Annotated in this window: 12 protein-coding genes and 1 pseudogene; 8 read left to right on the forward strand and 5 right to left on the reverse strand. The window is 63.9% G+C overall.

What is annotated here, in order from left to right; all coding sequences use genetic code 11:
• Nucleotides 1-4 precede the first annotated feature (4 nt).
• Nucleotides 5-442 (reverse strand): hypothetical protein, encoded by a 438-nt coding sequence (locus AB4Y35_RS20910; protein WP_368705742.1) that lies wholly within the window; start codon nt 440-442, stop codon nt 5-7.
• Between the two features lie 164 nt (nt 443-606).
• Nucleotides 607-2532, reverse strand: a complete 1926-nt coding sequence (locus AB4Y35_RS20915) for a hypothetical protein (protein WP_368705743.1) — start codon at nt 2530-2532, stop codon at nt 607-609.
• A gap of 647 nt (nt 2533-3179) precedes the next feature.
• Between AB4Y35_RS20915 and AB4Y35_RS20920 the strand changes: the two genes are divergently transcribed.
• The 5 genes from AB4Y35_RS20920 to AB4Y35_RS20940 all read left to right on the forward strand — a co-directional run bounded on the left by AB4Y35_RS20920 (nt 3180) and on the right by AB4Y35_RS20940 (nt 8680).
• Nucleotides 3180-4073 carry a LysR family transcriptional regulator gene (locus AB4Y35_RS20920; RefSeq protein ID WP_368705744.1) on the forward strand — a complete coding sequence of 298 codons (894 nt, stop codon included), beginning with the start codon at nt 3180-3182 and terminating at the stop codon, nt 4071-4073.
• A gap of 94 nt (nt 4074-4167) precedes the next feature.
• Nucleotides 4168-6126 (forward strand): aconitase family protein, encoded by a 1959-nt coding sequence (locus AB4Y35_RS20925; RefSeq protein WP_368705745.1) that lies wholly within the window; start codon nt 4168-4170, stop codon nt 6124-6126.
• Between the two features lie 48 nt (nt 6127-6174).
• On the forward strand, nt 6175-7629 hold the full coding sequence (locus AB4Y35_RS20930) for an MFS transporter (protein WP_368705746.1): 1455 nt from the start codon (nt 6175-6177) through the stop codon (nt 7627-7629).
• 126 nt (nt 7630-7755) lie between these two features.
• Complete coding sequence (locus AB4Y35_RS20935; RefSeq protein ID WP_368705747.1) at nt 7756-8385, forward strand: lytic transglycosylase domain-containing protein; 630 nt, start codon at nt 7756-7758, stop codon at nt 8383-8385.
• A 28-nt stretch (nt 8386-8413) separates the two neighbouring features.
• Complete coding sequence (locus tag AB4Y35_RS20940; protein ID WP_368705748.1) at nt 8414-8680, forward strand: hypothetical protein; 267 nt, start codon at nt 8414-8416, stop codon at nt 8678-8680.
• A 99-nt stretch (nt 8681-8779) separates the two neighbouring features.
• Here the strand turns inward: AB4Y35_RS20940 and AB4Y35_RS20945 are convergent, their stop codons facing one another.
• Nucleotides 8780-9151: a hypothetical protein gene (locus AB4Y35_RS20945; RefSeq protein WP_368687218.1), complete on the reverse strand. Its 372-nt coding sequence runs from the start codon at nt 9149-9151 to the stop codon at nt 8780-8782.
• A gap of 396 nt (nt 9152-9547) precedes the next feature.
• Nucleotides 9548-10162, reverse strand: a complete 615-nt coding sequence (locus AB4Y35_RS20950; RefSeq protein WP_368705749.1) for a GNAT family N-acetyltransferase — start codon at nt 10160-10162, stop codon at nt 9548-9550.
• 251 nt (nt 10163-10413) lie between these two features.
• On the opposite strand from AB4Y35_RS20950, the pseudogene AB4Y35_RS20955 reads away from it, so the two are divergent.
• A pseudogene (locus AB4Y35_RS20955) lies at nt 10414-10649 on the forward strand (AraC family transcriptional regulator); the annotation flags it as partial.
• A 21-nt stretch (nt 10650-10670) separates the two neighbouring features.
• Here the strand turns inward: AB4Y35_RS20955 and AB4Y35_RS20960 are convergent.
• The gene (locus tag AB4Y35_RS20960) at nt 10671-11654 is read right to left on the reverse strand and encodes an aldo/keto reductase (protein WP_368705750.1); all 984 of its coding nucleotides are present in this window, start codon (nt 11652-11654) and stop codon (nt 10671-10673) included.
• A 142-nt stretch (nt 11655-11796) separates the two neighbouring features.
• Between AB4Y35_RS20960 and AB4Y35_RS20965 the strand changes: the two genes are divergently transcribed.
• Both AB4Y35_RS20965 and AB4Y35_RS20970 read left to right on the forward strand, forming a co-directional pair.
• Nucleotides 11797-12717 (forward strand): LysR family transcriptional regulator, encoded by a 921-nt coding sequence (locus AB4Y35_RS20965; RefSeq protein WP_368705751.1) that lies wholly within the window; start codon nt 11797-11799, stop codon nt 12715-12717.
• Between the two features lie 186 nt (nt 12718-12903).
• Nucleotides 12904-14220: an ATP-binding protein gene (locus tag AB4Y35_RS20970; RefSeq protein ID WP_368706129.1), complete on the forward strand. Its 1317-nt coding sequence runs from the start codon at nt 12904-12906 to the stop codon at nt 14218-14220.
• Nucleotides 14221-14228 lie beyond the last annotated feature (8 nt).

Raw genomic sequence — 14228 nt, forward strand, 5'->3', positions numbered from 1 at the left:
CGGACTAGTTGGTGCGGTACGTGGTCGTTGACGATTGCAGCTTCGTGAGCGCGCCGTTCTTGAGCCGGAACCAGCCCTCCGAGCCTTGCATCACGACTTCGTCGGGTTGCCAGAACACGCGCTTGATCGTCATGCGCGTGGTCACGTGCTGCACGAGCGGCGGATTGTGGCGAAAGTCGTACAGCACCGGGCCGTTTGCGGTTTGCACGAGCATGCGCGTAATCGTGCTGTTGTCGTGGCCCACTTCGTCAAAGTGCGTGAGCGTCTTCGCGTCGAAGCGGTCGAAGACATCCTTGCCGAGGACCGCCACGAAGTCGCGGTCGTCGCGCACGAACTGCACCGTGCCTGCGGGGGTGGCGAACGAGCCGGTCGCGTCGCTTTGCGCATGAGCGCAGGTCACGAACGAGGCGGCGGTGAGTGCGGCTAGTAACAGTCGTTTCATGTTGCTTTCCAGTGGGTTCGCAGCATTTTCGTTCATTTCTGTCGCGGCGTCGAAAATTTGAGCATTCGGAAGCGCGGTGTCGTCTCACGCCAGGGTTCGGACAAGCGTGCCCCGCACGCGGTAAACGGAAGAGGCGCCCGGTTCGCTCAGTTCGGTAAGTTCGCTCAGTTCGGCACGTAGCCCGTGGGCAGCGTCGCATTGGCGCTGGCCACCGAAGCGTTCTGCGAAATCACATACACCGGCGATTCGGTCAGGCTCAGCGCGACCTTGCCGTTGGTGTAGTTCGTCGTCGTCGGATTGCCCATTTCGTCGAGCACGGTGACCGTGCCGCTCGTGCCGGGTGCATCCACCGCGAGGCTGTAGCCCACGCTATAGGTCGAGCTGTAGCCGGCGCTCGCGCTCCACACGCTGTTGTTGTGCGTCCAGAGGGCCGTGATGACCGCGCCGTTGTTGAGCTGCTGGAACGCGTAGGCGTAGACACCCGAAGGCGTCTTCTTTACCGGACCAAGCGTGTTGGTGCCGTCGAGAATACGCGTCATCGCCGCGACGGACATCGCCGCAGGCTTCGGGCTGATGTTCTGCGCGCCATACTGACCCTGTGCGTCGGCGAGATCGAAGAACGTGCCGTAGCCCACGAGGCCCGGGAAGTCCGCACCGTAGAAGATCCAGGTTTGATCAGCGCCTTCGCCCAGAATGATCAGGTGGCTGCGGGCCACCACTGCACCTTGTGCGTACAGGATATTGCCGGTCGGATAGTTGGGACCGTACGACGAACCGTTGTCGTAGCTGATGCCAAGCTCCGTGCTGAACAGCTTCATGCCCGGCTTGTAGTCAGCCGCCATCTCGCTGCGCAGCGCACGCATTTGCCCCATCAGCGAGCCGGACGCGTTGGCCGGGTCGGTTTCCTGACGCTCGGGCGGGAACGAAGGCGAGCTGCCGTTGATGTCGTAATAGCCGTGCGTCGTCACGCCGTCGATGTCCTGCGCGTAGCCGAGCGGCGCGAGGGCCTTGAGGTGATCGGCGGTGCCGGACGGCGCCGTATCGGTCGGCCCCATCACGACTGCGTGCGGATCGGTCGAGTGAATACCCTGATAGACGGCCTGATAGAGCTGCACGAATTGCGTGTCATTGCCTTGCCATTGTGCGTCCGGTTCCCAGGTGAGCTGGTAGTAGTTCGACGCCTGCTTCGGAAAGTAAGTCGTCCGAATGAGGTTCGATTCCGTACCGATCCGGCTCATGTAGTTCTGGTAGTACGAGAGGTTGCTCGGCGGCAGGGCTTCGTCCTCGAACGCGCCGGTCGGGCTCGCCCAGGCGGGAATGCCGTCCAGACGCACGAGGCGCATCACGTTGCCCGCGGTGTAGAACGGGTCGAGATTGTTGGCGTTCGGGTTGAAGGTGTTGGGGCCGTTCGGCTCCATGTTGTATAGCTCGCGGTGGTCATAGGTCCACGAGATGCCGAGCGAGGAGAGCACGGAAGTGTTGTCGTCTTCGCCTTGCATGCCGAAGCGGTGCAGGTCCTGATGCGGATACGTCACCGTCGGCACGATGCCGGCCAGATTGGGCAGCACGCCGAAGGTCGCGGTGCCGGCGGGGCGGGTGCCCAGCTCGGGGAGCTGACCGCCGGCGGTGGCGAGCTTGGCGGTCACGGAAAAGTAGCCTGCGAGCGTCGACGTGCAACTCAGCGTGGTCGTCACCGGGCCTGCCGTCACGCGCAGGCTGCCGCTCGTGACCACCTTGCCGAGATGGTCGCTGATCGACCAGTTCACCGTGTCGGCTGCGGGCGCATTGGTGGTGAATGCGAGGGGAAACGCGGTACCCGAGGCGAAGATGCGGCCGCTCTGCGTGGTCGGCGTATCGGCGCTCACCAGCTCGCTGCTGGAGCTCGCGCTCGATTTCACGGCGGAGCCGCAGTGCAGCGTGCCGCGCGTGGTGGTGGCCGCATTCGCGCTGGCGTCCGTGGCGGCCGCGTCACTCGCGCTTTGTGTCGTGGCCGAGGCATTGGTCGCTTCCGTGCCGGAGCTTCCGGAACCACCGCCGCCGCACGCCGCGAGGAATAGCGACGACGAGAGCAAGAGATAGAAGAGTTTCATCGATCGAAGAAAAAAAGACAAAACGACGCCCAGCCGGCGACGGCGCGCGATGCGCGCTCAGATGCTGGCTAAGGTCTGAAGAATGAGATTTAACTAACGGACGCTGCACAACGGCTCGATGAGCCCTGCGCCCGCTACGTGCGCCGCGCGGCTCGCGCTATTGCGCGAACCTGCTATCTGTCCTTTTGCTTTCGCGCGGGTAAATATTGCACCCTCGCTACGGCTGCCCCGTCGGGAATTTCGGCCCTGCGCTGGATCCCTGAAGGAGGGGAGACGTGCGCAATTTTTTCGGACGAAGATTACGAAGTCACTGCTTGAAGTCAGACGCGCGGCGGATATTACCGATAATTCCCCCTGGCATGTGAAAATCAGACGTAACAAAATGTCACACGAATTGTCTCTGGTTTCAATTACCGAAACTTAGTCAATTTCCGCCAATAGCAAGGTATTAATTACATCAAATCAATGAGGTAATGCTTGCTGCATGAATTGCGTGTTTCGCCTGCTATTGCCCGCAATATCGGCAGTTCTGGGATGGTCTGAAGTGCGCGGATGTAATTAATTCTTTGGTCTATATTTCCCTTTTAATTTCCTTTCGAATTTATTCGGGTCGGACGTTAATTGGCTCTGCTGATATTATTGCGGGCATGCGAATCGATCCCTATAGCCTCGAGCTGTTCATTTCGGTGGTGGAGGAAGGCTCCATTGCGCGAGCGGCCAGCCGCAATCACATCGCGCCTTCGGCACTGAGCCGCCGCATGGCGGATCTGGAAGCGGCGATGGGGCTGCCCTTGCTCATTCGCTCGTCGTCGGGCGTCGAGTTGACCGAGGCGGGCCGTCACGCGTTTTCGCGCGCGCTGGCGGTGCACGACCAGTTGCAGTCGCTGGCGCGCGAAGTCCAGTCGCTCAGCGGCGAGGTGGCGGGTGTGGTGCGCCTGTTCGCCAACGCGTCCGCCATCGTTGGTTTTCTGCCGGAGCGGCTCAAGGTCTTTCAGGCGCGCTACCCCCTCGTGCAGATCGCCCTGACCGAACAGATCAGCGACGAGGTCGTGCGGGCCTGCATGGAAGATCGCGCGGACGTGGGGATTTCCGCGAGCGCCAGGATTCCCGGCGGGCTGGATTCGTGGCACTTCGCCGACGACCCGCTCATGGTCGTGCTGCCGCCCGAGCACGAGCTGGCCGCCATGTCCGCACTCACGTTCAAGGACGTGCTGCGTTTTCCGCTCGTGGCCCTGCAGGCGGGCGGCTCTCTCGACCAGATCCTCAAGGAGCGCGCTGCCGCTGCGCGCATGCCGCTCAAGATTCCGGTGACGGTCAACAGCTTCGACGCCCAATGCCGCATGGTCGAGGCGCGGCTCGGCATCGGCATCGTGCCGACCAGTGCGGCGTCGGCCTTCGCGGGCTCGCAGGGCTTCGTGCGCCGGCCGCTCGACGAGCCCTGGGCGACGAGCCGCAGTCTGCACCTGCACGCGTTGCGCAAGTCGCCGCGCCTGCGGGCCGTGCAAGCCTTGATCGACACGCTCGTCCAGCGCGAGGGTTAACGAGGACATCGCGAACGGCGATGCCCCCTTTGCCGATCGAGCACTTCATCGCGCCGCCCGCCGCCGTCTAGATTTCCCCTCAAGGAGAAATTGGATGGCAACACTGGAATTGACCGGCCGCGTACTGTTTCTTTGCAATGACCCGGAGCAGGTCGAGCGGCAATTGAACGGCGCCGACCTGCAAGGCGTCACGCCGGACGCATTGAGAGACGACGTGTCGACCGACGAGATCACGCCGATGAGCGTGCTCACGCGCTTCGACGAGCGCCTCGGCCGCGTACCCTACCTTGGATTTCAGGCCGGCGGGCACAATCCTGTTGGTATGGATTCCGTACGAAATGGCGGATTCAGCGTGACCGTGGCCGGCAATCGCTACGGCAAGGGATCGTCGCGCGAGCATAGCCCGCTGGCCGAATTCCGTGCGGGCATCCGGCTCGTCATCGCGCGCAGTTTCGAGCGCATCTATCGACAGAACGCCGACAACATCGGCCTGTTCACGTCGACCGACTTCGGGCTGATCGAGCGCATCCGGCGCGGCGAGCCGATCGACATCGAAGAGCTGGTTGCCTCTCGCGACGGCCTCGCGGCGTCGATTCTGCGCAGCGGCGGATTGTTGAGATACGGCGCTCAATCCATGCGGCAGATTGCGCATGCCACGCATCGAGCACAGAACGCGCCGTTTACGTTCGCACAGAAAATCCTCGCGCGCCATGTCTTGCGCACGGAGCACACGGGCGAATCGCTCACGCCGGGCGCGGGCGTTTTCGTGCGCGCGGACTGGCGTTTCATCCACGAGTACTACACGGGCATGGCGGCGCACATGCTGCATGCCGCGTTCGGCAAGCCGCTCTCGCTGCACGATCCCGAAACCCTACTCGCGTTCGAAGACCATCTTTCGTATGCGCACAAGAGCGAGTTGCATGTGCGCAACGGACTATTGCGCGATGTGCGCGAGCTTTCGGCGGCGCACCGGCAATTCGCGCACGACTACGGTTTGCGCAATCACGGCTATTTGAGCGAGCTGGACGACGGCATCCGCGAAGGCTCCGAAGGCATTTCGCACGCGATGATGGCTGAACGCTATGCCCTGCCGGGGCAGGTCGTCGTCGGTACCGATTCGCATACGCCGCATAGCGGTGCGCTCGGGTGTCTGGCGTTCGGCGTGGGTACCACCGACATGGCGAATGCGTTCGTGACGGGCGCGGTGCGCATGACGGTGCCGCAGTCGCTGCGCGTGGATTTTCACGGTCCTGTTCCCGCAGGTGTGACGGCGAAAGACCTCGTGCTGCACCTGCTCGCGCAGCCCGGCATTCGCGCCGGCGCAGGCGTGGGAAAAGTGTTCGAGTTCGCCGGCTCCGCGATCGCGCAATTGAGCACTGACGAGCGCACGACGCTCACGAACATGACGGCGGAATTGGGTGGCTTCACGGGCATCGTCGCGCCCGATGAAGAAACCGTGCGCTTTTTGCGGGAGCGGCGCGGCATCGAATTCGCCATCGAGCCGTGGATGCGCAGCGACCCGGATGCCGCGTATGCCGAAGTCATCGAAATCGACTGCGCTCACGTCTCGCCCATGCTCGCCGCGCCTGGCGACCCCGGCAACGGCATCGCACTGTATGAACTCGAAGCGAGGCCGCGCATCGACATCGCCTATGGCGGCTCGTGCACGGCGGGCAAGCGCGAAGACTTCGACCACTACCACGACGTGCTGGCGTGGGCAGCGGCGCGCGGCCTGCGCGTGCCCGCAGACGTGAAGCTCTACCTGCAATTCGGCACGTCCAACGTGCGCGACTACTGCGTAGAGCGCGGCTATATCGCGGCCTTCGAGCAGGTGGGCGTCATACTGCTGCAGCCCTCATGCGGTGCGTGCGCCAATTGCGGACCGGGGGCCTCCGTCGACGCGGGCCAGGTCACGATCAGCGCAATCAACCGCAATTTCCCGGGGCGCTCGGGGCCTGGCCGTGTGTGGCTCGCGAGCCCGCCGACAGTCGCGGCGAGCGCGCTCGCGGGAGAGATCGCTTCATTTGACGAGTTGAAAGCGCGATATCCGTGAGCCACATGCCACGAACAATTGATGCCAACTACTACATTGGAGACAGACATGGCCATTCTGGAGAGCGCGGCGAATCTGCGGGACGCTGACCATGGAGCACCCGCCGATGCGAAAACGGTTGCCGACGGCAGCGCGCAGTACGGCGCGATATCGGCCCGTCTCGACCGGCTTCCGGCCACGCGCGCGGTATGGAAGCTGATCTTGCTGCTCAGCCTCGGGTTCTTTTTTGAACTGTACGATCTACTCTTCACCGGGTATGTCGCACCGGGTCTGGTCAAGAGCGGCATTCTCACTTCAACCACGCCGGGCCTCTTCGGCACTTCGGGCGTGGCGAGCTTCATTGCCGCGCTGTTTTGCGGCCTCTTCATCGGCACGGCCGTGTGCGGCTTCCTCGCGGACCGCTTCGGGCGGCGCGCCATCTTCACGTGGTCGCTGCTGTGGTACGTCGCGGCGAACACGGTCATGGCCTTCCAGGATACGGCGAGCGGCCTGAACCTTTGGCGTTTCGTTTCGGGACTGGGCATCGGCGTCGAACTCGTGACGATCGGCACCTACCTCTCCGAGCTTGCGCCCAAACACCTGCGCGGCAGGGCGTTCGCCGTGTGCCAGGCGATCGGCTTTTCGGCGGTGCCCGTTGTCGCGTTTCTCTCGTGGCTCCTGGTGCCGCGTGTGCCGCTGGGGCTCGATGGCTGGCGCTGGGTCGTGCTGCTGGGCGGCATTAGCGCGCTCTTTGTCTGGTACTTCCGGCGCAATCTGCCCGAGAGTCCGCGTTGGCTCGCGAGTCAAGGCCGCACCGAAGAAGCCGCAGCGGTATTGGCGGACCTCGAAGCAAAGGTGGCGCGGCAATATGGTGCGCCGCTGCCTGCGGTAGGCCCGGCCGACCCGGTGCCGCGCAAAGCGGGATTCGCGGACATGTGGAAGCCGCCATATGGCAAACGCACCGTCATGCTCATCGTCTTCCATATCTTCCAGACGGTGGGCTTTTACGGCTTTGCGAACTGGGTGCCCACGCTGCTCGTGAAGCAGGGCATTACGGTCACGTCGAGCCTCATGTACACCACGGTAATCGGTCTCGCTGCGCCGCTGGGTCCGCTGCTCGGCTACTGGATTGCCGACCGCTTCGAGCGCAAGCATGTGATCGTCGGCATGGCGGCGATCAATATCGTGAGCGGTCTGTTGTTCAGCCAGGCGTCGGCGGCGGTCGCGATCGTGACGCTCGGCGTGCTGCTGACGCTCGCCGGCAACATCATTTCGTTCACCTATCACACCTACCAGCAGGAGCTTTACCCCACGGCCATTCGCGCGCGCGCCGTGGGCTTCGTCTACTCCTGGAGCCGGCTCTCGGCGGTGTTCAGTTCCTTCGCCATCGCGTTTACGCTCAAGGCGTTCGGCGTGACAGGCGTGTTCGTTTTCATCGCGGGGGCGATGGCGCTCGTGATGGTGTCCATCGGCCTGATGGGGCCCCGCACGCTCGGCAAGTCGCTGGAGAGCATTTCGCATTGAGCGGTCCCCGCGCTCTGCCCACGCGTGTTTACGCAAATTTTTCGTAAGAGCGCCACCTTTTTCTGAAATTGTTCGGTCGACCGGCGTAGCCTTTCAAGGAGTTTGACAAGTAAAGCGCTAACGCATATGAACAACAATCCCGGTGATCGGCGCGGCGCTCGTTCGCGTGGCCTTCGCGCGCTCGTTCTGGCGGCGCTCCTGGTGGGTAGTTCGTTCAACGGCATGACCTATGGCGCCGACGCATCGGTCGTTGTGCCGACCGAGCCGGCCTATGACGCCGTCCCACAGGGCATACCGACAGCCGAAGACATCGCGACGATGTTGAACCTGCGGTTTCATATCGGCCTGCACGATGCGCTGAAAATCGGCGAGGCGGTGCTGCAAGCTGCACGACGCGACACGATCTCGCCGATTCTGCTGCTCGCCGTCATCGCCGTCGAATCGAATTTCGACCGCTTCGCCGTGAGCGTCGCCGGCGCCAGGGGGCTCATGCAGATCCTGCCCTCGCAGCACAGGGACATCGTGCTTCGTGCTTCCGATCTGACCGACGCGGGCACCAACGTCAGCATCGGGTCGTCGATCCTGCGCGACTACATCGAGGCTTCCGATGGGGACGTTCATGACGCGCTTCTGCGCTATAGTGGTGGCGCTAGAGACTACCCGAGGCGCGTGGCCGATCGCGTGAGCGTGATCAAGACAGCATTCCCCGTTCAGCCGCGTATTCCGGCATCCGCAGCGGCGGCGCAATTCCAGTAACGACGCTTGTGTGGGAGGGACAACAATCATGATTCAGCCAACTGCTCACCTCACCGAGCCCATCCTGGCCGCAGACTCGTCCGTCTGGTTTTCGGCTTACCGGTTTGGGTGGGGATATTGCGCCTATTCACTCCCTCGCGAGGTCCTTTGCGAAAAGCTGGGTGCGACGGACGGGTCCCCGAAACAACTCATGCTGGCATTTGCGCTCAATAAATCGAGGCTCGTTCGCGTAATCGAGCATCGATATCCGCTACTCGTCAACGAGCGCATCACACTGGCGGCCACCGATCTTTGAGTGCGTACTGGCTGGCTCGCTCGCGAATATAAACCCGACTGATCAGCGCGAACCCCCGAGGCCTACGTCAAGGGGGGCGCTTTTGTCAGGTGCCTTGCTTTAACGGCGTTGCATCTTGATGACGCGCGAAACCTGCGCGGACGTCAATCCACAGTTTTGCACATACGGCGCGCAGGAAAGCGGGGTGACGAAGGACTCGTCCGGCGCATACAGCCCCGCAAACCGGTAGGCGTCGGTGTCCGTCTTGATGAATACGGGGATGGCATCGCGTTGTCCCGACAGCGTTCGTCCCGCCGCGTACGCAGAAGCACTGCTGTTGCAGATGATGACTTCCGGCGCTTGCGGATTGAGGTCCGTCCGCAAACAGGCGGCGACGACCTTGCCGTTCTTCATGGGAAGAAATGCCTGCTTGTTGCCGCCACAGACCTGGTGGATGAATTCGCGTGTGTAGTTCTTGTTAATCTCAAACATGGAAAACTCCTGAATCGACTGCTGTTGATATCCACTCGGCGAATGGCCGAACAGGATTAGGGTGCTTTCCGCATTGCATTGACGTGCGAACCGATCGGGTACGAGCCGACGGCTGATCAACCGCAATCGCGGTGTTCAGATGACAATGAGGATCGTGCGGAAATGCTGCCGGGACGCGCACCGTTCGCCTGCTGGCAAGACGGTGGCTTGAGGAGAAGGCTCAGACGTCGTGTCAGTCAGGCAAGGAACAACCAGGGGGACGAGGACATCGGATGTTCATGGAACATCTCCGTATTGGGTTACCGCGATATTTTAATGCGCTATCTTTTTGCAGCAAGTAAAAAGAGCGTAAAGCCGTTCACAGGATAGTGAATTCAGTGCCGTTCCATATAGGCGTTATCGGTCGTTCTGCAAGCGACGGTTAGCGTGCGACGCAGGTGCGTGCCGCCAGCCAATTAAGGTAGGACGACTGAGTACGGCGCTGTCATCGGGGCAACCGGGGAAGTGGACCGTATCGACGAGCCTGAACCCTAGCGTGTGGTAGAAGTCGAGAAGACTACCCGCGGCAACCGGCGTATCGAGAGCCAGTTGCGCATAGCCCAGGGCTGCTGCCCACCGATTGGCAAACGACAGTAATGCCCGGCCAATGCCCAGGTGTTGCCAACGCGGATCGACGCCGTAGCGGTGAATCGTTGCCACGTCCTGGCGCCGGTAGTGGCGGCACGGTGAGGAGGGGTTGGTTGCTTCGATGGTCAGCGTTCCCACGATCTGACCGTTGCACGCGGCGATAAAGCACGCCTCCGCTTTCGCGCTTCGCCGCCGGCCGGATTCGCGACTCACGTAGTAGCGGCTAATTTCATCGTGCCTGTCGAGGCTCGAGACGGCGCTGCGGAGCAGCTTGGCGATCAGTTCCGATGAATCGCGATGGATGTCGAACCGCCGGATCTGGAGCCGGACCATTTCGGACGGATCCAGGCTGAGCCATTCGTCGTGTTCTTCTGTTGCGATCATGAATGAATCGGCTTTGGAGTAGGAGAACCGGCGCCTCAATGCGGCCGCGTAACGGGTGTTGCGCGCAGCGGCCAGGTCTTCTGAACATGCCGGATGGCTGGCATCGACGACGAGAATGGGGCTCAGCGTTACCGCCTACGCACGGAAGCGCGGAGACCGATCCCGTGATCGCCTCCGTACAGCGTAGAACGAAGCCCGTAAAGATGCTGCAAAAAGATGGTGCTTCACGACACGGCACATGCGATGCACGCCGTTCGCTGCGCGAGTGGCACTCGCTCGTGAAGGCCGAGGGCGCGTATTTCGCGGCCACGGAGCGCTTCGCCAACGGTCAGGCCTTCGACTGGGCGGCGTTCGCCCAGTCGAAGGCTGCGCGGATCAGGCGCACTCGAGCCGCACGACCCGCCGCACGACGGGCTTCTCGCCCACCGACTTCGCGCAGCGCTATGTCGAGGACGAGGCGTTCTGGATGTACCGGTTGTGGGTGTGAGCTGGCCGTGCGCGCGCAGACTTAGCGGTCCACGCGCTGCTGCCACTGCGCCGGATAGCGGTCGCCCACCACCTGGATCTCGTTGAGCGCCGCTTCGATGGCGGCGAGATCGCCCGCGCTCAACTCGACACTGGCCGCGCCCGCGTTCTCGTCGAGCCGCGCAAGCTTCGTGGTGCCAGGAATCGGCACGATCCACGGCTTTTGCGCGAGCAGCCAGGCCAGCGCGATCTGCGCGCGCGTCGCGCCTTTGCCCTCGGCGAGGCGGCCGAGCACGTCGACCAGCCCCGCGTTCGCCTTGCGGTTCTCCTCCGTAAAGCGTGGCACCATGGCGCGGAAGTCGCTCTGGTCGAACGACGTACGCTCGTCGATCGCGCCGGTCAGAAAGCCCTTGCCGAGCGGGCTGAACGGCACGAAGCCGATGCCGAGCTCCTCCAGAGCCGGCATCACCTTGTGCTCCGGCTCGCGCCACCAGAGCGAATATTCGCTCTGCAGCGCCGCGACGGGCTGCACGGCGTGGGCACGGCGAATGGACTGCTCGCCCGCTTCGGAAAGGCCGAAGTGCTTGACCTTGCCCTCGCGGATCAGGTCCTTGACGGTGCCGGCCACGTCTTCCATCGGCACGTTCGGATCGACGCGATGCTGGTAGAACAGGTCGATGCGGTCGGTCTTCAGGCGCTTGAGCGACGCTTCGGCCACGGCGCGGATGCGCTCGGGGCGGCTGTCCATCGGCTTCTTCGAATCGCCGTCCTGAAAGCCGAATTTCGTGGCGATCACCACCTGATCGCGAATCGGCGCGAGGGCCTCGCCGACCAGTTCTTCGTTGACGAAGGGCCCATAGACCTCGGCCGTGTCGAAGAACGTGACGCCGCGCTCGAACGCCGTGCGGATCAGGCGGATCGCGGCGTTCTTTTCGGTGGCGGGGCCGTAGCCGAAGCTTAAGCCCATGCAGCCAAGGCCCAACGCGGAAACTTCCAGGCCGTTCTTGCCGAGTGTGCGCTTTTGCATGTCTTGCTCCTGTTTGCGTGAACTGAAATGAGCGGCGCTCCCGTTCGCGTGGGCCCCGCCTTCTACCCGATCGAGTGTAGGTTGCTGCAGGCCGCTCAACAATCCCGCTAAACTTGCATGGGGTATTGAGGGAAATTCACAAATGGTGCGCACCGGCTTATCCGAACTAACGGCCTTCGTGACGATCGCCGAGCAGCGCAGCTTCAGCGGCGCCGCGCGCGTGCTGGGCGTTTCGCCTTCCGCGCTGAGCCATACCGTGCGCAACCTGGAGGCGAAGCTCGGCGTGCGCCTCCTGAACCGCACCACACGCTCCGTGGCGCTGACCGAGGCGGGCGAGCAACTGCTCAGCCGAGTGCGGCCCGCCATGGCCGATCTCGAAGACGCCGTCAACGACGTCGCGACCGCGAGCAACCGGCCTTCGGGATCGATCCGCATCAGCGCCTCGGAATCGGGCGCGCGCCCGCTCATTCGCCATGTGCTGCCGGGGTTCCTCGCCCGCTATCCGGACATCCGCGTGGAGTTCGTGGCGGACTCGCGGCTCGTGGACATCGTGGCGGGCGGATTCGACGCCGGTGTGCGCGTGCTCGAAGACGTGCCGCGCGACATGATCGCCGTGCGCTTCACGCAGGACATGCGCTTTGGCGCGGTGGCCTCGCCCGACTATCTGGCGCAGCATGCGCCGCCGCGCGCGCCGCACGACCTCGAGCGGCATCGCTGCATCCGCTTTCGCTTCGAGAGCGGCGCGCTGTTCCGCTGGGATTTCGCGCACCGCGGCAAGAGCGCCAGCATCGACGTGGACGGGCCGCTCACGCTCGGCAACCTCAACCTGATGGTCGAGGCGGCGCTCGCCGGGGTGGGCGTGGCCTGGGTGCCGGAAACGCTCGTGGCCGAGCATGTGGCCGCCGGGCGGCTCGTCCACCTGCTGCCCGAGTGGGGGCCGGTGTTTTCCGGGCTCTGCCTTTACTATCCGGCCAATCGCCATCCGCCCGCGGCGCTGCGCCTGTTCGCGCAGGCCGTGCGCGAATGGGCCGATGCCGCACCGCAGCGCAAGCCGCAAACGTGAAAGGACGCGCTGAAACGAACAAGCCTGCAATGTATTGTGTCCCGCGCCCGCGCCGATACAGTGAGATACAAAGCCGCTCGCGGCATGGGGTATAAACGCATCATTCCCTGCACACGGAGTCCGAACATGCACGCCGATGGACTTGCGGCCCGCCGCACACCGCTGGTTTTAGCGGGCGGCGCGGCGATGAGCGCGCTGCGCTGGCCGCGCACGCTGTTCGCGCGCCTCGCCCTGATCCTTTGCGTCGGCCTCGCGCTCGCGCAGGGGCTGTCGTTCAAGCTCACGATGACCGAGCGCAACGACGCCACCGCGAACATGATGACCAATTACATCTCGCGCGAAGTCGCCATCTCCGTGGCGCTGCTCGACCATCTGCCCGCGGCCGAACGCGCCGCGTGGCTGCCGCAGCTCGCGCGGCGTACCTATAGCTTCATCCTCGGTCCTGGCACGCCGGGCGAGCCGCCCGAAGCGAGCCGCTCGAAGGACGTGGCCTCGGCAATCGCGGCGGGCCTCGGCGACAAGTACGCGCTCACGACCAATTCGGTGCCCGGCAAGCACGAACGCCTGCAGATCCACTTGCGACTGTCGGATGGCTCGCCGCTCACCATCGACTACCGTCCGGGTCCCGCGCTGCCCCTGTCGGGCTGGCTGCCGGCCGTGCTCGTCGCCCAGCTCGTCGTGCTGGCGGCGTGCTGCTGGTTCGCGGTGCGCACCGCCACGCGGCCGCTGCACGAACTCGCGCGCGTGGCCGACGCGCTCGGTCCGGACCTGAAGGCGGAGCGTCTGGAGGAAGAAGGGCCTTCCGAAGTGGCGCGTGCGGCGCGCGCGTTCAACGCGATGCAGCAGCGCATCTCGGCGCACGTGGCCGAGCGCATGCAGATTCTGGCGGCCATCTCCCACGATCTGCAGACGCCGATCACGCGCATGCGGCTGCGCGTGGACCAGATGGACGACGAAGCGCAGGCGGGCAAGCTCGCGCAGGACCTGCACGAGATGGAGCAACTGGTGAAGGAGGGCGTGGCCTACGCGCGCACGCTGCACGGCACCGGCGAAGCGCCCGCCCGCGTCGACCTCGATGCGCTGCTCGACAGCCTCGTATGCGACTACGTGGATGCGGGCTCGCCCGTGACCTTCGAGCGCCGCCTGAACGTGGCGATCGTCACGCGCGTGCAGGCGCTGCGCCGCATCGTCGGCAATCTCGTCGATAACGCGCTGAAGTATGGGAGCACAGCGGCCATCGAGGTGAGCGCGTCGCCGCAGGACAAGACCGTCACGATCTCGGTGCTCGACAGCGGCCCCGGCATTCCCGAGGAGGCGCTCGAAAAGGTATTCGAGCCGTTCTACCGGCTCGAAACCTCGCGCAACCGGGGCACGGGCGGCACGGGCCTGGGCCTCGCGATCTCGCGCCAGCTCGCCGTGGCGATGGGCGCCGAACTCACGCTGCGCAACCGGCCCGAAGGCGGGCTGGAAGGGCGGCTCGTGCTGCGCGGCGCGGAGGCGTGAAGGGCGGC

The sequence above is a fragment of the Paraburkholderia sp. EG286A genome (assembly GCF_040965375.1).
Lineage (GTDB): Bacteria > Pseudomonadota > Gammaproteobacteria > Burkholderiales > Burkholderiaceae > Paraburkholderia.

What these genes read in the sequence shown, in the direction of transcription:
- AB4Y35_RS20910 (WP_368705742.1), bottom strand. Translation starts at nt 442, where the DNA reads ATGAAACGACTGTTACTAGCCGCACTCACCGCCGCCTCGTTCGTGACC.
- AB4Y35_RS20915 (WP_368705743.1), bottom strand. Translation starts at nt 2,532, where the DNA reads ATGAAACTCTTCTATCTCTTGCTCTCGTCGTCGCTATTCCTCGCGGCG.
- AB4Y35_RS20920 (WP_368705744.1), top strand. Translation starts at nt 3,180, where the DNA reads ATGCGAATCGATCCCTATAGCCTCGAGCTGTTCATTTCGGTGGTGGAG.
- AB4Y35_RS20925 (WP_368705745.1), top strand. Translation starts at nt 4,168, where the DNA reads ATGGCAACACTGGAATTGACCGGCCGCGTACTGTTTCTTTGCAATGAC.
- AB4Y35_RS20930 (WP_368705746.1), top strand. Translation starts at nt 6,175, where the DNA reads ATGGCCATTCTGGAGAGCGCGGCGAATCTGCGGGACGCTGACCATGGA.
- AB4Y35_RS20935 (WP_368705747.1), top strand. Translation starts at nt 7,756, where the DNA reads ATGAACAACAATCCCGGTGATCGGCGCGGCGCTCGTTCGCGTGGCCTT.
- AB4Y35_RS20940 (WP_368705748.1), top strand. Translation starts at nt 8,414, where the DNA reads ATGATTCAGCCAACTGCTCACCTCACCGAGCCCATCCTGGCCGCAGAC.
- AB4Y35_RS20945 (WP_368687218.1), bottom strand. Translation starts at nt 9,151, where the DNA reads ATGTTTGAGATTAACAAGAACTACACACGCGAATTCATCCACCAGGTC.
- AB4Y35_RS20950 (WP_368705749.1), bottom strand. Translation starts at nt 10,162, where the DNA reads ATGATCGCAACAGAAGAACACGACGAATGGCTCAGCCTGGATCCGTCC.
- AB4Y35_RS20960 (WP_368705750.1), bottom strand. Translation starts at nt 11,654, where the DNA reads ATGCAAAAGCGCACACTCGGCAAGAACGGCCTGGAAGTTTCCGCGTTG.
- AB4Y35_RS20965 (WP_368705751.1), top strand. Translation starts at nt 11,797, where the DNA reads ATGGTGCGCACCGGCTTATCCGAACTAACGGCCTTCGTGACGATCGCC.
- AB4Y35_RS20970 (WP_368706129.1), top strand. Translation starts at nt 12,904, where the DNA reads ATGAGCGCGCTGCGCTGGCCGCGCACGCTGTTCGCGCGCCTCGCCCTG.